This window comes from Mucilaginibacter sp. (assembly GCF_028288225.1).
In the GTDB taxonomy this organism is placed as follows: domain Bacteria; phylum Bacteroidota; class Bacteroidia; order Sphingobacteriales; family Sphingobacteriaceae; genus Mucilaginibacter.
Genome location: NZ_JAQBOC010000054.1, coordinates 48328 through 63896, shown reverse-complemented (window position 1 = coordinate 63896; position 15569 = coordinate 48328). Strand labels below are relative to the sequence as shown.

8 protein-coding genes are annotated in these 15569 nt (G+C 40.6%); 7 read left to right on the top strand and 1 reads right to left on the bottom strand.

Annotated elements, in window-relative coordinates; translation table 11 throughout:
• The first annotated feature begins 13 nt into the window (after positions 1-13).
• The 4 genes from JWQ54_RS16335 (at position 14) to JWQ54_RS16320 (ending at position 8430) form a co-directional block, all read left to right on the top strand.
• Entirely contained in the window at positions 14-1873 is a 1860-nt protein-coding gene (locus JWQ54_RS16335) for a RagB/SusD family nutrient uptake outer membrane protein (protein ID WP_299586781.1), read from the top strand.
• Between the two features lie 78 nt (positions 1874-1951).
• Positions 1952-5533 (top strand): VCBS repeat-containing protein, encoded by a 3582-nt coding sequence (locus JWQ54_RS16330; RefSeq protein ID WP_299586778.1) that lies wholly within the window; start codon positions 1952-1954, stop codon positions 5531-5533.
• Positions 5534-5545: 12 nt separating this feature from the next.
• Complete coding sequence (locus JWQ54_RS16325; protein WP_299586775.1) at positions 5546-6865, top strand: vanadium-dependent haloperoxidase; 1320 nt, start codon at positions 5546-5548, stop codon at positions 6863-6865.
• 20 nt (positions 6866-6885) lie between these two features.
• Complete coding sequence (locus JWQ54_RS16320; protein ID WP_299586773.1) at positions 6886-8430, top strand: VCBS repeat-containing protein; 1545 nt, start codon at positions 6886-6888, stop codon at positions 8428-8430.
• 325 nt (positions 8431-8755) lie between these two features.
• On the opposite strand, the gene JWQ54_RS16315 is transcribed toward JWQ54_RS16320, so the two are convergent.
• Positions 8756-9982 (bottom strand): multiheme c-type cytochrome, encoded by a 1227-nt coding sequence (locus JWQ54_RS16315; protein WP_299586771.1) that lies wholly within the window; start codon positions 9980-9982, stop codon positions 8756-8758.
• A gap of 661 nt (positions 9983-10643) precedes the next feature.
• On the opposite strand from JWQ54_RS16315, the gene JWQ54_RS16310 reads away from it, so the two are divergent.
• The 3 genes from JWQ54_RS16310 (at position 10644) to JWQ54_RS16300 (ending at position 15568) form a co-directional block, all read left to right on the top strand.
• A complete protein-coding gene (locus JWQ54_RS16310) occupies positions 10644-13439 on the top strand; it encodes a sugar-binding domain-containing protein (RefSeq protein WP_299586769.1) in 2796 nt (931 codons plus the stop codon).
• Positions 13440-13595: 156 nt separating this feature from the next.
• Positions 13596-14186, top strand: coding sequence for a hypothetical protein (locus tag JWQ54_RS16305; RefSeq protein WP_299586767.1), 591 nt, complete (start codon positions 13596-13598; stop codon positions 14184-14186).
• Between the two features lie 71 nt (positions 14187-14257).
• Positions 14258-15568, top strand: a complete 1311-nt coding sequence (locus JWQ54_RS16300; protein ID WP_299586764.1) for an NAD(P)/FAD-dependent oxidoreductase — start codon at positions 14258-14260, stop codon at positions 15566-15568.
• The last annotated feature ends 1 nt before the right edge of the window (position 15569 follow it).

Below are 15569 nucleotides of genomic sequence, written 5' to 3'. Positions count from 1 at the left end.
AAATTATATAATTATGAAAAAATTAAATAGTAAATTAATTATTCCCGGTGTCATGGCGGTGCTTGCATTGTCATACTCCTGCAAAGATTATCTTAACAGGACACCCTCAGGATCATTAAATACTGTTATCCTTGCTAATAAAGCCGGGATAGATGGATTATTGATCGGCGCTTATTCATTGCTTGATGGTACCTACGGCGGCCAGCCCGGAAATACCTGGATGACTGGTACAGATAACTGGGGTTATGGCAGTGTTGCGGCAGATGATGCGCACAAAGGCTCAACTCCGGATGACCAGGCTCCTTTGGGCCAGATCGAGGCATTTATTGCAACAGGCGGTAATGGTTACCTCGACCCTAAATGGCGGGTGATGTTTAACGGCGTACAGCGTGCTAATGACGTTCTGCGTGAATTACCTTTAGTAAAAGATGGTTCTGTAACTGCTGAATATGCTAAACAAGTAACAGCGGAGGCCCGTTTTTTACGCGGATTTTATGAAATGGACCTGGCTAAGCTATGGAGAAATGTACCTTATGCTGATGAAACAATTACTTACGATAATGGTAATTATAACATTGGCAATCCTGGCCCTATATGGGACAAAATTGAAGCAGACTTCCAGGCAGCCATGGCGGTATTGCCTGCAAGCCAGCCACAAGTTGGCCGTGCAAACAAGTACGCTGCTGAAGCTTTCCTGGCTAAAGCATACATGTTTGATCACCAATATGCCAAAGCGCTTGTAGCTTTAAATGATCTTATTGCAAATGGTGTAACACCAGGGGGGGCAAAATATACCCTTCAACCATATGCTAATAACTTTAACCCATCAACCAAAAATGGACCAGAGGGGGTATTTGTTATCCAGGCATCTGTACATGACGGATCAAACGGGGATAACGGAAACTCAGGCAATACATTAAATTACGCCGCAGGTGGCCCTGCCTCATGCTGCGGTTTCTTTTTACCTTCATTTAGCTTTGTAAATGCTTTTAAAGTTGACGCAACAACAGGTTTGCCATTACTGGATACCTACAATGACAGCGATGTTAAAAATGACCAGGGTGTAGCAGCTGACGCAGCCTTCACACCTTACGCAGGTACACTTGACCCGCGTTTAGACTGGTCAGTTGGCCGTCGTGGTATCCCGTTTCTTGACTGGGGAAATATGCCGGGTGCATCATGGGCCCGTGACCAGCTAAACGGTGGTCCTTATATCGCTATCAAAAACGTTTACTACAAAGCCGCACAAGCTACCACGGCTGATACCTATGAAGGCTGGGCTGTAAATCAATCAAACGCTAACAGTTATAACGCTATTCGTTACGCAGATGTGCTTTTATGGGCCGCTGAATGTGAAATTGAAGTAGGAAGCTTGACAACTGCTGAAAAATACGTAAATATGGTTAGGGACAGGGCAGCAGATAAAACCGGCTGGGTTTATACTTATGTTGATCCAAATGATCCAACAAAAGGCCGTACTGCTACTCCTGCAGCCAATTACAAGGTAGGTTTTTATGGAATTTATGCAAGTACACGCGGTACAAGCAACCCAACTTCCGGTTTTGCTGCAAAAGGCAAAGATTTTGCACGCAAAGCAGTTCAGTTTGAGCGCAGGATTGAGTTAGGCATGGAAGGCCATCGTTTCTTTGACCTTCAGCGCTGGGATGCCCTTTATGGCGGTCAGATGGGTGCAGGTTTTATGGCTAAAACATTAAATGATTATTTAGCCCATGAAGTAAAGGTTCCCGGCTTCCCGTCTGTTTTATTGAACAGCGCACACTTTGTTGCTGGAAGAAGTGAATTGTTCCCAATTCCTCAAACACAGATTGATATAACACACGGAAAAATCAAACAAAATCCTAATTATAATTGATCATAACTGAATAAAAAAAAGAGGTGGGGATGGTATCCTCACCTCTTTTTTATTTTATACATTAGCGTAAATTTAAAAATGATACTTCTTCGCTATTTTTTGTTCTGCTGCTTGCCCGTGCTGTTATTTTCATGTAAACAGCACACATTATTTGAAAGGGTTTCATCAGCACACTCCGGCGTACATTTCAGCAATACAATAGTTGAAAATGACACAATTAACCCTTTGGATAAATTAAATATTTATAACGGCGGCGGGGTTGGAATAGGCGATTTTAATAATGACGGGCTCCAGGATATTTACCTGGTTGGTAATGCTGTTTCAAATAAGCTGTACCTTAATAAAGGGGACATGAAGTTTGATGATGTTACCAAAGAGGCGGGTGTAGCAGGCTCTGGCGGTTGGGGCAGGGGAGTGGCTGTTGTTGATATTAATAACGATGGCTTAATGGATATTTACGTTTGTTACACTTTGTTAAATGATTCCGTAAAACGGCGTAACCTGCTTTATGTAAACCAGGGGCTTGATAAAAGCGGCATACCTCATTTTAAAGAAATGGGGAAAGAATATGGGCTGGATATAAACATACATTCAACCATGGCCTCATTTTTTGATTATGATAATGATGGCGATCTTGACATGTACTTAACAGTTAATGAAGCACAGTCAAATGAAAATACAAGCAGTTTCAGACCTATTATCAATAATGGGTCAAAAAGAAGCACAGGCCGGCTTTACCGTAATGACTGGGATCCTGTTTTGAAACACGGTGTTTATCATAATGTTTCAAAGCAAGCCGGGATATTAATTGAAGGCTACGGCCATGCTGCAAGCATTGTGGATATTAACCGCGATGGCTGGAAAGATATTTATGTTACCAATGATTTTTTAACCAGTAACATTTTATACATTAATAATCACGACGGTACATTTACTGATAAAACACGCCAGTATTTTAAACATACGGCCAATAGCGCCATGGGGCAGGATATCGAGGATATTAATAATGATGGCCTTGCTGATGTTTTTGAGCTGGATATGAGCCCTGAAGATAATTACAGGCGCAAAATGTTCATGGGCTCTAATACATACCAGCTATACCAAAATTTCGACTTTTATGGTTATCAAATTCAATATAACCGCAATACTTTGCAGGTTAACCAGGGTCCCGGTGTAGGGCAGAATGATTCTATCGGTGACCCTGCTTTTAGCGAAACATCCTTTTTAAGCGGCACGGCACAAACAGACTGGAGCTGGTGCCCTTTAATTACCGATTTTGACAATGACGGCTACCGTGATATTATAATAACCAATGGTTACCCGCGTGATGTTACCGATCATGATTTTACCACATTCAGGGCCGAGGCCTATTTAATTGCAAGCAAAAAACAAATACTTGACCAAATTCCAACGGTTAAGATCCCTAACTATGCTTTTAGAAATGGCGGTAACCTTGAGTTTGCCGATGTAACCAAAAGCTGGGGATTAGATGAACCTTCATTTTCAAATGGTGCAGCATATGCCGATCTGGATAATGATGGCGATATGGACATGGTGATCAACAATATTGATGATGAAACCTTTATTTATAAAAATACATCGCGCGAAACCGATAAAAAAGCAAATAACTACCTGCAGATACAATTCCTGGGAGACCAGCAAAATAAAAATGGCATAGGCGCCTGGGCCGATATTTATTATGACCATGGCAAACACCAGGTATATGAAAATACTCCTTTCAGGGGATACCTGTCAACCATACAAAATATAGCTCATTTTGGCCTGGGGCGCGATTCATTGCTCGATTCGGTGGTTATTAAATGGCAAAATGGTAAAAAACAAACCATTCAAAATGTTAAAGCCAACCAGGCACTTAAGGTTAACATAGCAAATGCACATGAAAACTATACATTTTATCTGCCAGTAATAAATAATAAATCATTATTTCGCGAGGTAACCGCAGCTGTGGGTGTTAGTTACAAACATAAAGAGCACGATTTAGCCGACTTTAATATTCAAAAGCTTATACCTCACAAACTATCACAATACACCCCGGCTGTAGCTGTAGGAGATGTTGATGGCAATGGTTATGATGATATGGTAATTGGCGGTTCAACCCAGAACCCGGCCCAGTTGCTGCTGCAGCAGGCCAATGGTAAATTCATACAACGCGATCTGGTACCTGCTGTTTCAAAAAATATCCCTGCTGATCCCGTTAAAGATGAGGGCATGTTGCTGTTTGACGCAGATGGTGATGGCGACCTTGACCTTTATATAGCCAGTGGAGGCTATGAGCAGGAACCAAACTCCCGTTTTTACCAGGACAGGCTTTATATAAATGATGGTAAGGGAAACTTTAAAATACAGGATGATGCATTACCCCCCAATTATACAAGCAAGCTGTGCGTAAAAGCTGTTGATTATAATAAGGATGGGAAGCTTGATCTGTTTGTATCCGGGAGGGTTGAACCATGGAATTATCCCAAACCTGTTTCGAGTATGATATTGCGTAACGATAGTAAAGACGGACATGTGAAATTTACCGATGTTACTGCATCCGTAGGCAAAGAGCTGAAGAACATAGGCATGGTTTGTGATGCTATTTTTACCGATTTTGATAACGACGGCTGGCCCGATCTTATACTTACCGGAGAATGGATGCCCGTTACGTTTTTAAAAAACGACCATGGTATATTTAAAAATGTAACGGCTAATACCGGCATCAGCAATAAACTGGGCTGGTGGAATACTATAGCTGCCGGTGATTTTAATCACGATGGTAAAATTGATTATATAGTTGGTAATACCGGGTTAAATACCTTTTATAAAGCATCAGAAAAATACCCGGTTTACATTACAGCTAAAGATTTTGATAATAATGGCAGCTATGATGCTTTCCCCTCTGTTTATCTGAAAGACCAGGATGGAGAGTTGAAAGAATTCCCTGCCCAAACCCGTGATGATATTGTGAAGCAAATGATTAGCATGCGGATAAAATTCCAGAATTATAAATCATTTGCCGTTGCCACAATGGATTCTGTTATTACTCCGGCAATGCGCAAGGGAGCAATTAGGTTACAAGCCAATATGCTGCAGTCATGCTATTTGCAAAATAATGGCAATGGTAAATTTACTATGGTCCCTTTACCTATTGAGGCACAAACTTCACAGCTTGACGGTATGGTAGTAGATGATTTTGATGGCGACGGAAACCTTGATGTAGCAATTAGTGGTAACGATTATGGAACAGAGGTTTCAACAGGAAGATATGATGCATTTAATGGTTTGATGCTTAAAGGCGATGGGAAGGGGGGCTTTAAACCATTGTCCATCCTGCAAAGCGGTATATACATTCCAGGCGATGGAAAAGCATTGGTTAAATTAAAGGGAGCGAAAGGGAATTATTTAATTGCAGCTACCCAAAACAGGGCTGCCATGAAAGTATTTGAACTGAAAAGGCCTGTTCATACAATTCCATTAAAGCCTTTGGATATGTTTGCCACAATAAAATACAGAAACGGAAAAACCGGTAAACAGGAATTTTACAATGGCACTTCGTTTCTCTCACAATCCGGCAGATTCTTTAATATTGATCAAACAATGGAGTCGGTTACCATAACTGACAGCTATGGCCACGTAAGGAATATTTTGCTTAATTAAATATCATTTTATATGAGATACTTTAAAATATTAGCCGTTTTAACAGGTTTTTTATTTGTTGCAAGCTGTACCCACAAGCAAAAAATTACCCTAATAAATGATGCAGATGTACTGCATAACAATATGGATCAGCTTACGCAGGTAATTATTTATGATGTATTTACGCCGCCTGTGGCAAGCCGTATCTATGGATACACTGCCCTGGCCTCGTACGAGGCTATGCGCTATGCCGACCCAAAATATAATTCAATTATTAGCCAGTTAAAGGGCTTCGGGAAGCCGCCTGAACCTCAAAAAGGGAAGCAATACAATTTTGCTTTGGCTGCTACAAAAGCTTTTTTTACCGTTGCTCACAAAATTACCTTTTCTATAGATACCCTTAAAAAGTATGAGGATAAGGTTTATGCAATGTATAAGGATAACCTTGACGACTCAACTTATGCACGTTCGGTTGATTTTGGTGAAAAAATCGGCAAGCTGGTATTAAAGAGATCAATGGTTGATAATTATCCGCAAACAAGGGGCAAGCCTAAATATTTAGGCGAAAACAGCCCGGCCAAATGGCGCCCCACACCTCCTGATTATATGGATGGTGTTGAGTTTTGCTGGGGAAGTATGAAGGCATTCGCCCTTGATACATCTGCTCAATTTTCACCGCCGCCGCCGCCGCCTTATAGCGAAGACAAAAATAGTGTATTTGTTAAGCAGTATACAGACGTATATAATACCAACAAAAACTTAACTAAAGAACAAATTGAGATAGCCAAGTTTTGGGATGATAACCCTTTTGTTATCCAACACAGTGGGCATTTAATGTTTGCTGATAAAAAAATAACTCCCGGAGGGCATTGGATAGGTATTACAGCCATTGCGTGTAAAAAAACACATGCAAATGGCGTTAAAACTGCGCAGGCTTATGCACTTACCTCAATTGCACTGTATGATGCATTTATTTGCTGCTGGGAAGTGAAATATAAATACAGCTATGCACGGCCGGTTACAAACATCAATGAAAAGCTTGACCATACATGGCTCCCCTTGCTGCAAACCCCTCCTTTTCCTGAATATACAGCCGGGCACTCAACAATAAGCGCAGCGGCTGCAGTTACGCTTACTCATCTGTTTGGTGATGATTTTGAGTTTCAGGATACAAGCGATCTGCATTATATAGGCATGCAACGTCATTTTAAATCATTTTCATTAGCAGCTGAAGAAACTGCCATGAGCCGGTATTATGGCGGTATTCATTATCTTAACAGCTCAATAATGGGCGCAAACCAGGGCAAGCAAATGGCAGAATTTATTTGGCAAAAATTAAAGCTAACCAATTAAAACTGATTGTATAAATAACTATGAATTTTAAAAGAACATACGTACTCACCACATTTTCATTTTTAATAATTGCAGCAATATCGGGCAGCGTTATGCTTAATGGCTGTAAAAACCATGCAAATACACGTTATGTACTTACCGGCGATACCATTGCTGATGGCAACAACCTGGTACGGATCCATTGTACCAAATGCCATGCGCTGGTACCTGCAAACATGCTTACAAAAGATGTATGGAATTACCACACATTACCGACAATGGGGCCTTATTTGGGTTTGACCCCGTATCTTGACGGATATTTCAAAAAAGATACTTCGGGGTTAACCCTGCTTGAATGGCAAAATATCGTATCCTACTATAAAAAAATAGCGCCGGACTCGCTGACTGCGGCAAAGCCACCCGTTAAAGCAAATATTGATTGGGCCGGCTTTAGCCTCAAAACACCTGCGGTAACTAATAATGTATCCTTTACAACATTGGCTGCGATAAATCCCTACAACCATAAAATTTATACTTCTGATGGTGTTTCATCGGTTTTACAGGAATGGGATAGTAATCTAAAAATGCAGAAGTCGGTGAAGTTACCTTCTGCTGCTGTTGGCGCGAGCTTTGTTAAAGATGAAAAAGGTACAATAAGTGGTTTATTTTCATGTATAGGACAATTGCAGCCTGTTGATTTTCCAAATGGCAGGGTAATGAATATTAATTTAAAAGATGAGAAACCAAATCCAACCGTTTTTGCTGCCGACTTGCCCCGCCCGGTACAAACAGCTTCCGGCGACTTTAATAAAGATGGATTAACTGATTGGATAATTTGCGGCCAGGGTTACTTAAAAGGTGGTATATATTTGGCAAAGCAAAATGCGGATCATACTTACAGTATATCAGATATTACTAAAAAACCCGGCGCTGTAAAAGTTATTGCCGGTGATTTTAATAAAGATGGCTGGCAGGACCTGGTGGTTTTATTCGGCCGCGGCGACGAAGGTTTAATTTTATTTTTAAATGATCAGCATGGCGGATTTACACAAAAAAGTTTGCTGCGTTTCCCCCCGGTATATGGTTCAACAGACTTTGAACTTACCGATATTGACCATGACGGAAATTTGGACCTGATTTATACCTGCGGGTATAATTTTAATGATTCGCGGATATTAAAGCCGTATCATGGTTTATACATTTATAAAAACACAGGCAACTGGAATTTTAAACAACAATGGTTTTATCCAATTAACGGATGCACAAAATTTGTAACTGCTGATTTTGATGGCGATGGAGATCTTGACATCGCAACTACATCGTTTTTTGCCGATTTAAAAAATAATCCCGAAGAGGGCTGCATTTATTTTGAGCAGGATAAGCCATTTAGCTTTAAGCCGCATGCCATCCCTGTTAGTAAATATGGCCGCTGGATGAGCATGGACGTTGGTGATTATAATAGTGATGAGAAACCTGATATTGTATTGGGCAACTACTCTACCGGATTTAACTTTCAGACCGGGTTAAAATCGTTTTGGTCGAAAAATTTGCCTTTTATAGTATTGGAAAACAATTTTAAGAAGTAACTCAATCAAACAAAAAAAAGTAACTACAGGTTATAAACTTTGTTGCGGCTTTTTGTTACCTGTTATTTATGGGTGCAATTCAAATTGCTGCCAAAAGCTATAACTCAATCGTTAACTATCTGCTTAGATTATTGAAACCTCGCAGAATTTGGCTAAAGCCCTATTTTGATCGCCCATTATCCGTTGGCTGAAGCCCAACGGCAATGAATGAAAAAAATAGCAGACAACTTCATTGCCGTCCCATTTATGGGGCGGATAAGGATAAAATAAAAGTTAAGGGCTTTAGCCAAAAACCAGCAGGTTAGCTACAACTTGAATTGCACCCTTATTTATTCGTTTTAATTTTTAAATAAGCCAATATTTTTTGAGTTTCTTCGGGATATATGCCAATATGATGCGTATGGATAAGTGTAGCGGCTTGCCCCGCTACAATGCTTTTTGAAGTAAAAGCCGGCATATGGCATGATATGCAATTATTGATCAACATTGATGAATTTAATTTCCCGGTTAATTTGCACTGAACGTGTGAATTACTATTATGGCAGGTCATACATTTGGCAGCATAAAGTGTTAGCTTATCACGGTCGTTTACATGGGCATTATGGCATGTTGAACAATCAAGCTGGCTGCTAATAAAGCATTTACTGCTTTCTAACAATGACTTTTGATTGCCATGTACATCAATATTCTTATAATCCTGCTGCGTGACTGTTTTGTTTGCCTCCATGAAATTTGATAAGGGATCACCTGGTTTAAAGCCAAAAGTAGGTTTTACCATCTTGCTGGTAGCGCCAGAATGGCAAATAGCGCACACATTTATTTTTTGCTCGCGGCTTAAAGAATTGAATGCAACAACATACTTAGCTTTCTTTTCCCCCGGGTTATCGGTATGAAATTTTACATGTTGTGCTGCCGGTCCATGACATCTTTCACAATCAACACTAAAAATCAATGACTGCTTTTCAAAGCCTTCCACACCGTCATAAAAACCGGGAAGCTGCGGAGGTGCAGATTTTGCATACGATAAATGGCAATCAAGGCAACGCGTATTAATAGCCCGTTCAAAAGCAACCCTTTTTGGGTCATACCCGGGGCTGTTTATCCACGAGTTAGTATTACTAACGTAGGATATCGGTAGCTGAAATAGCTCGTTGGCAAGCCAGTATGCATAACTCTGTCCTTTTACAGCACCAAACACAATATCAAAACGCTGCGATTGTTCAGCTTTACCGTTGGCATAGCTGGTTTGATAAAAACCGCTATCGCGTTTTTCCATCACTACTTTAAGGTGCTGGTTAAAAATAAATTCATTAAAGCCTTTATTAAAATTGCCTTGTATGGTATTATCAGCAGCAGGTCTCGAAGCCACAAAATGTGCTGTGTGTAAATAGGATTTATAAACATCCTTATGGCAGCTTGCACAGGTTGCTGCGCCGGCATATAACTGGCCGCGAGGGTCATCGTGATTATCAGATGACCTTAAACACTGAGACAAAAATACAGGCAGCGGTATCAAAAATATAAGTAACCGGAATGCTTGTTTTTTGGTCATTTTAATATTATTTATATACCGAACTGGTATTTAAGCTTATTTAATTCGTATTAAATGGGAATTATATATGGATTCTAAAGCTTTAATAAACTCATTACGCTCATAAACGATGTTTATAATTCAATAAATGTTACTAAAACATGTTGATTGAAAGTGATCAGCCTCTCTTTTAAAATTATGAAAATCCTTAAAAAGTGATGGTGGTAGGGTGTAAACCACAATTGACAATGATGCTGGAAAATGAAGTAAAAAACTGGTTTTTATGTGTAATTTAACCCTTAAATTCCCAATTGTAACATTGGCGATATATTGTAATAATTTCGTTATGTTACAATATATAAATCTAAGGTTTATTTTATTAAAATAATATTATCTGGGTTATAGCGCTGAGAAATAATATTTATAAAAATGACTTCACCGGCTGTCGGGTCAAAGTTTTATCCAACAGGTAATAATAAAATCTTAGCATAATTAGCTGTATAGATTTTCTGACTTAAAGGGTTCATGCAAATTACACCATCAAAATCCCTATTAATTCAAAATAATATAATAAAAGGGTAAATTAGTACATTTTACCCTTAGCTTTAGTTAGTTTAGATTTACAGTTGTAAATTTTGCTGACGGGACCATTATTTATCCCTGGCTTAAATTAATTATACTGATGAAAAAATTGATCTGCCTGGCTGTTCTTGGCCTTATCTCACTAGCAATTTTACCGGTTCCATTATTCGCTCAAAATGCGGGTGTAAAACAGGTCAAGCTAACTAATTTCGATCTGCAATCGTCGGCGCTGATAAGTGCTGATGGTAAAGAGCTTTCAAGTGTTCAATACCACTCGCCCGTATATTGGCTGCCGGTTAAGATACCTTCAACGGTACTTACCGGCCTGGTTGCCAATCATATTTACCCGGATCCTTACCAGGGTTTAAACAATATGCTTATTCCTGATGCATCGGATCAGTTTAATAAGGAGTATAATTTGGAGCAATACAGCCATTTGCCAAATGATCCAAATCCCTGGAAAAAACCTTATTGGTACCGCACAACCTTTAAAGTGGCGGCAGGTGATAAGGGGCGCCATTTTCAGCTGATATTTAGAGGAATAAATTACCGTGCAGCAGTATGGGTTAATGGTAAACAAATAGCTGATTCGACACAAATGGTTGGCATGTTTGCTGATTATAACCTGGATGTTACCAGTGCAATTAATGCGGGTGGCGAAAATGCGCTGGCTGTAAAGATCTATCCTTTGGATTATGCAGGCTATCCCGCAAAAGAACAGCTAAAAGCTTTAGGTCCGTTTTATGAAAATGGCGGCCCAACCGGCGATATAGGGAAAAATGTAACCATGCTTTGCTCCGTTGGCTGGGACTGGATCCCGCCGGTACGTGATCGTAATATGGGGATCTGGCAGCCGGTTTACCTGCGTACTACAGGTGCTATTACAATCGGTCGCCCAAAGCTGGTAACTGATCTGCCTAATTTGCCTGATACAAGCATTGCCAAACTATCATTAAGTCTGACACTATCAAACCATAGTGAAGCCGCCAAAAACGGCAAGTTGATTGTAAGTATCAAACCCGAAAACTTTACAGGTTTACCCGTCCAGTTTTCGCAAAACGTAAAAGTTGCTGCAAGCGGCTCATCTGTTGTTAACCTGGATGCTGCCAAAGTGAACCAGCTGATTATCCGTCAGCCCCATTTATGGTGGCCAAATGGCTATGGCAGGGCCAACCTGTACCGGATCCGCCTGCAGTATGCAGATGCTAACGGTATTGCTGATGATACCTCATTTGTATTCGGCATCCGTACAGTAAGCTCAAAGGCCACCATGGTGAATAAATTTACCCGCCGCGAGTTTTATGTAAATGGAAAGCGGGTGCACCTTAACGGCGGCGCATGGGTACCCGATATGATGGTTAACCGCGACTCGGCCCGTTATGATTATGAAATGCACCTTTGCCGCAATGCCAATGTAAACCTGGTGCGTATTTGGGGTGGAGGTGTAACCCCGCCGGATGCATTTTGGAATGCTGCTGATAAATATGGCGAAATGGTATGGTCGGACTTTTGGGTTACCGGCGATACGCAGGGAGAATTTAAAGGCTCGCCGGATTGGCCGCTGGAAGGAAATGTTTTTATCAAAAACGTAGCAAGTACCATATACCGCATCCGTAATCACCCAAGTTTATTGGTTTGGACTGGCGGAAATGAGGGCCATGCCCGTAAAGAGCTATACGATGCAATGCGGGATGATATTATTAACCTTGACGGTACAAGGCCTTATATTCCAAGCTCATCAGGTTTTGCAAAATTACCTGATGGATGGAAAGGTTCATGGCCGGATGACCAGCCATCGGGCGTTTACAGTGGCGGTCCGTATCAATGGGAAGATCCTAAAGTATACTACAAAAAAGCAGATGCCGGCGGTGACTGGGTATTTAAAGATGAAACCGGGATCCCGTCACAACCGCCATACACCACGCTGGCCAAAACTATCCCCAACCTGGTTTGGGATACCAAGTTGCCTTTCCCGCTGAATGATAGCTGGGGATACCACGATGCCGCAACAGGTGCAGCGCGCTACGATAAGTATAACAGCGAAATGGTGAAAAGATATGGGCAACCTAAAACCATGGTTAATTTCTCCGACAAAATGCAACTGATGAATGCCGTAGGCTACCAGGGGATTTTTGAAGCCGCAGGCCATAAGCTAACCGAAACGGGAGGTGTAATGCTATGGAAGTTGAATGCAGCGCTGCCAAGTGTGGTATGGCAAATTTACGATTGGTACCTTGAGCCTAACGCAGGCTATTACGCTATGCAAAATGCTGTTGAGCCACTGCACATCCAGTTTAACCAGGATGATTCAACAGCTGCTGTTATAAACCGGATGCACCATGCAACAGGCATGTTAACCGCAAAAGCAGAGATCTACGACATCGACAGTAAAAGGTTAAATGCATTTTCCATTGATCATATAGGACTGGCAGATGAAGGTACACAGGAAGTGATCAAATTAAAAAATGCGTTAGCCGACGCAAAAGGCGTAAGTTTTGTTGTGCTGAATTTAATAAATGCCGCAGGCAAGACCCTTTCGCACAATGTATATTGGATGGCCCCCGGTAATGATTTGACCGCTTTGAACAACATGCCAACCATTAAAGTTGATGTAAAAGTATCAAAAGCCGAAAAGGGCGCCGCCGAAAATAAATGGACAATGCGATTTACGAACAGTACCAATAAGCTTGCATTTTTTGTACGCCCGCAACTAATGAAAAATGGTGAAGAAGTAATGCCAAGCTACTGGACAGCCAATTACTTTACCCTTGCCCCGCACGAAAGTATAACCGTATCTGTAAGTGCCCCGTTAGCAAGGTTAGGCAGCGTGCAGCCGACGGTGTTAGTTGAGGGATGGAATTTGGAGAAACAGGTGGTTGGATTGATGGCTAAGTAAAATTTGATCTTTGGATACAATTGAGCCCCGGTTTTGCCGGGGCTTTGTGCTATTTATGATTCCGGAAATTGATATTTGATTTTGATACTTAGCCTTATATTGACTCTTAACTTAAACTTTCCCATTATCTTTATCCTAAATAAATAAAAAAGCCAAATGAAGCGTACCCTTCTACTGTTGATTACCCTATTATTTTTTGAAAATATTTGCTTTGGACAGATAGGTACCTCAAAAAACGAAGTTTTTAACAAAGAGTTTAATTGGCATATTACTATACCTAATAACTTTAAAAGTTTAAGTGCTGACGATTATACGAAGCTTCAACAAAAGGGAGTTAATGCAATGGAAAAAACCACTGACTCTAAAATTGAAAACAATTCTACGCCAATTTTTGCTTTCAGGGCCGATCAACTGCATTATTTTGAATCAAATTCGCAACCTTTTGACACCATAAAGGATGGTAATTATGCTGAAGTAAGTAAAGAAGTATATAATATTTTATTTGAAACATTTAAACAGCAAATGCCTTCTGCCAAATTAGATTCCAGTCTTTCTACAGAAATAATTGACAAACTTACCTTTATCCGTTTGAATATATTGATTACTTTACCTAATAAAGTAGTAATCAATATGCTAATGTATAATAGGTTGTTCGATAAAAAAGAACTTACTGTAACTATGATGTTTGTTGATAAAGATAAGGGAGATATGTTGCTGAATGCCTGGAGAAATTCGAGATTTGAATAACAGAAGCCGAGTATATTATGTAACTATAAGGTTAGTACAACTTATGCACGGCTAATTTGTAAAACGATATAATGAACAACTCTCGCATCCTCATCATCGGTGCCGGGGCTACTGGCCTAATGGCTGCCCGCACTTTATCAAAAGCGGGCAAAAAGGTAACCATATTGGAAGCCCGCAACCGGTGTGGTGGCCGCATCCACACTTTAAATCAGGAATTGTTTTTTACAAACACCGAACTTGGAGCTGAGTTTATTCACGGCGATTTGCCTGTTACATTGAATTTGCTAAAAGAGGGTGATATTCTCTACAATTCTGCAACGGCAGAAATGTGGCATTACAAAAACGGTAAATTTAGTAAAGAGGGTGAGTTTAAGGATTGGGATTTAGTGGTTAGAAAACTTGGCGAACTAAAGAACGACATCAGCATAAACGATTTTCTGCAGCAGGAATTTCCGGGGGATAAATACATGGAATTAAGAAGGTCGGTAATAAAATTTGTTTCCGGCTATGATACTGCCGACCCTGACAAAGCAAGCTCTTTTGCTTTACGCGAGGAATGGCAAAGTGAGAATGAAGGCGCGCAGCGCCGTGTTAAGGGTGGATATGGTGTTATGATAAAATACCTGGAAAATGAATGCAAGGAGGCAGGTGCAACTATTTGCCTGAATTCAATTGTTAAAGAGATTTATTGGCAACCGGGAAAAGTAAAAGTAATTACCGATGGAGGAACTGAATATGAAGCCGAACAGGTACTTATAGCATTGCCATTAGGTGTTTTGCAAGCCGGTAAAAATGAAAAAGGAGCTGTAAACTTTACCCCGGAAATAGTTGAACACAGCAAAGCTATCGGGTTAATGGGGTATGGCGCCATCATAAAAATACTGCTCGGGTTTGATGAGCCATTTTGGGAAGATGAAGCAACTGAAAAATTGGCAGGCAAAAGTTTAAAGAATATGGGGTTCGTATTATCGGATGAAGTAATCCCTACCTGGTGGACACAGACGCCCCAGCACAGCCCGGTTTTAACCGGATGGTTAGGCGGTCCGGCTGCAGCCGAAAAGAAAAACACACCTCCCGAAGAAATTTTGCAGCAATCTTTACAATCAGTGAGTAATATCTTTAAAAGAAGCGTTGATGAACTTAAAGATAAGCTGGTAGCCTACGATATAGTCAACTGGACAACCGATCCGTTTACCCGTGGCTCGTATGCTTATGATACTGTTGAAGCACCTGCATCAAGAAAAGTATTGAATGAATCTATTGGCAACACTATATTTTTTGCCGGCGAATATTTATATGAAGGTCCGGCCATGGGCACGGTTGAGGCGGCGTTGACGAGCGGGCTGGAAGTGGCAAAGAAATTAATTGGTGTAGTTTTATAAT

Bases quoted from the DNA above. Each gene is read 5' to 3' on its own strand.
- JWQ54_RS16330 (WP_299586778.1), top strand. From the start codon at position 1,952: ATGATACTTCTTCGCTATTTTTTGTTCTGCTGCTTGCCCGTGCTGTTA.
- JWQ54_RS16335 (WP_299586781.1), top strand. From the start codon at position 14: ATGAAAAAATTAAATAGTAAATTAATTATTCCCGGTGTCATGGCGGTG.
- JWQ54_RS16300 (WP_299586764.1), top strand. From the start codon at position 14,258: ATGAACAACTCTCGCATCCTCATCATCGGTGCCGGGGCTACTGGCCTA.
- JWQ54_RS16325 (WP_299586775.1), top strand. From the start codon at position 5,546: ATGAGATACTTTAAAATATTAGCCGTTTTAACAGGTTTTTTATTTGTT.
- JWQ54_RS16315 (WP_299586771.1), bottom strand. From the start codon at position 9,982: ATGACCAAAAAACAAGCATTCCGGTTACTTATATTTTTGATACCGCTG.
- JWQ54_RS16320 (WP_299586773.1), top strand. From the start codon at position 6,886: ATGAATTTTAAAAGAACATACGTACTCACCACATTTTCATTTTTAATA.
- JWQ54_RS16310 (WP_299586769.1), top strand. From the start codon at position 10,644: ATGAAAAAATTGATCTGCCTGGCTGTTCTTGGCCTTATCTCACTAGCA.
- JWQ54_RS16305 (WP_299586767.1), top strand. From the start codon at position 13,596: ATGAAGCGTACCCTTCTACTGTTGATTACCCTATTATTTTTTGAAAAT.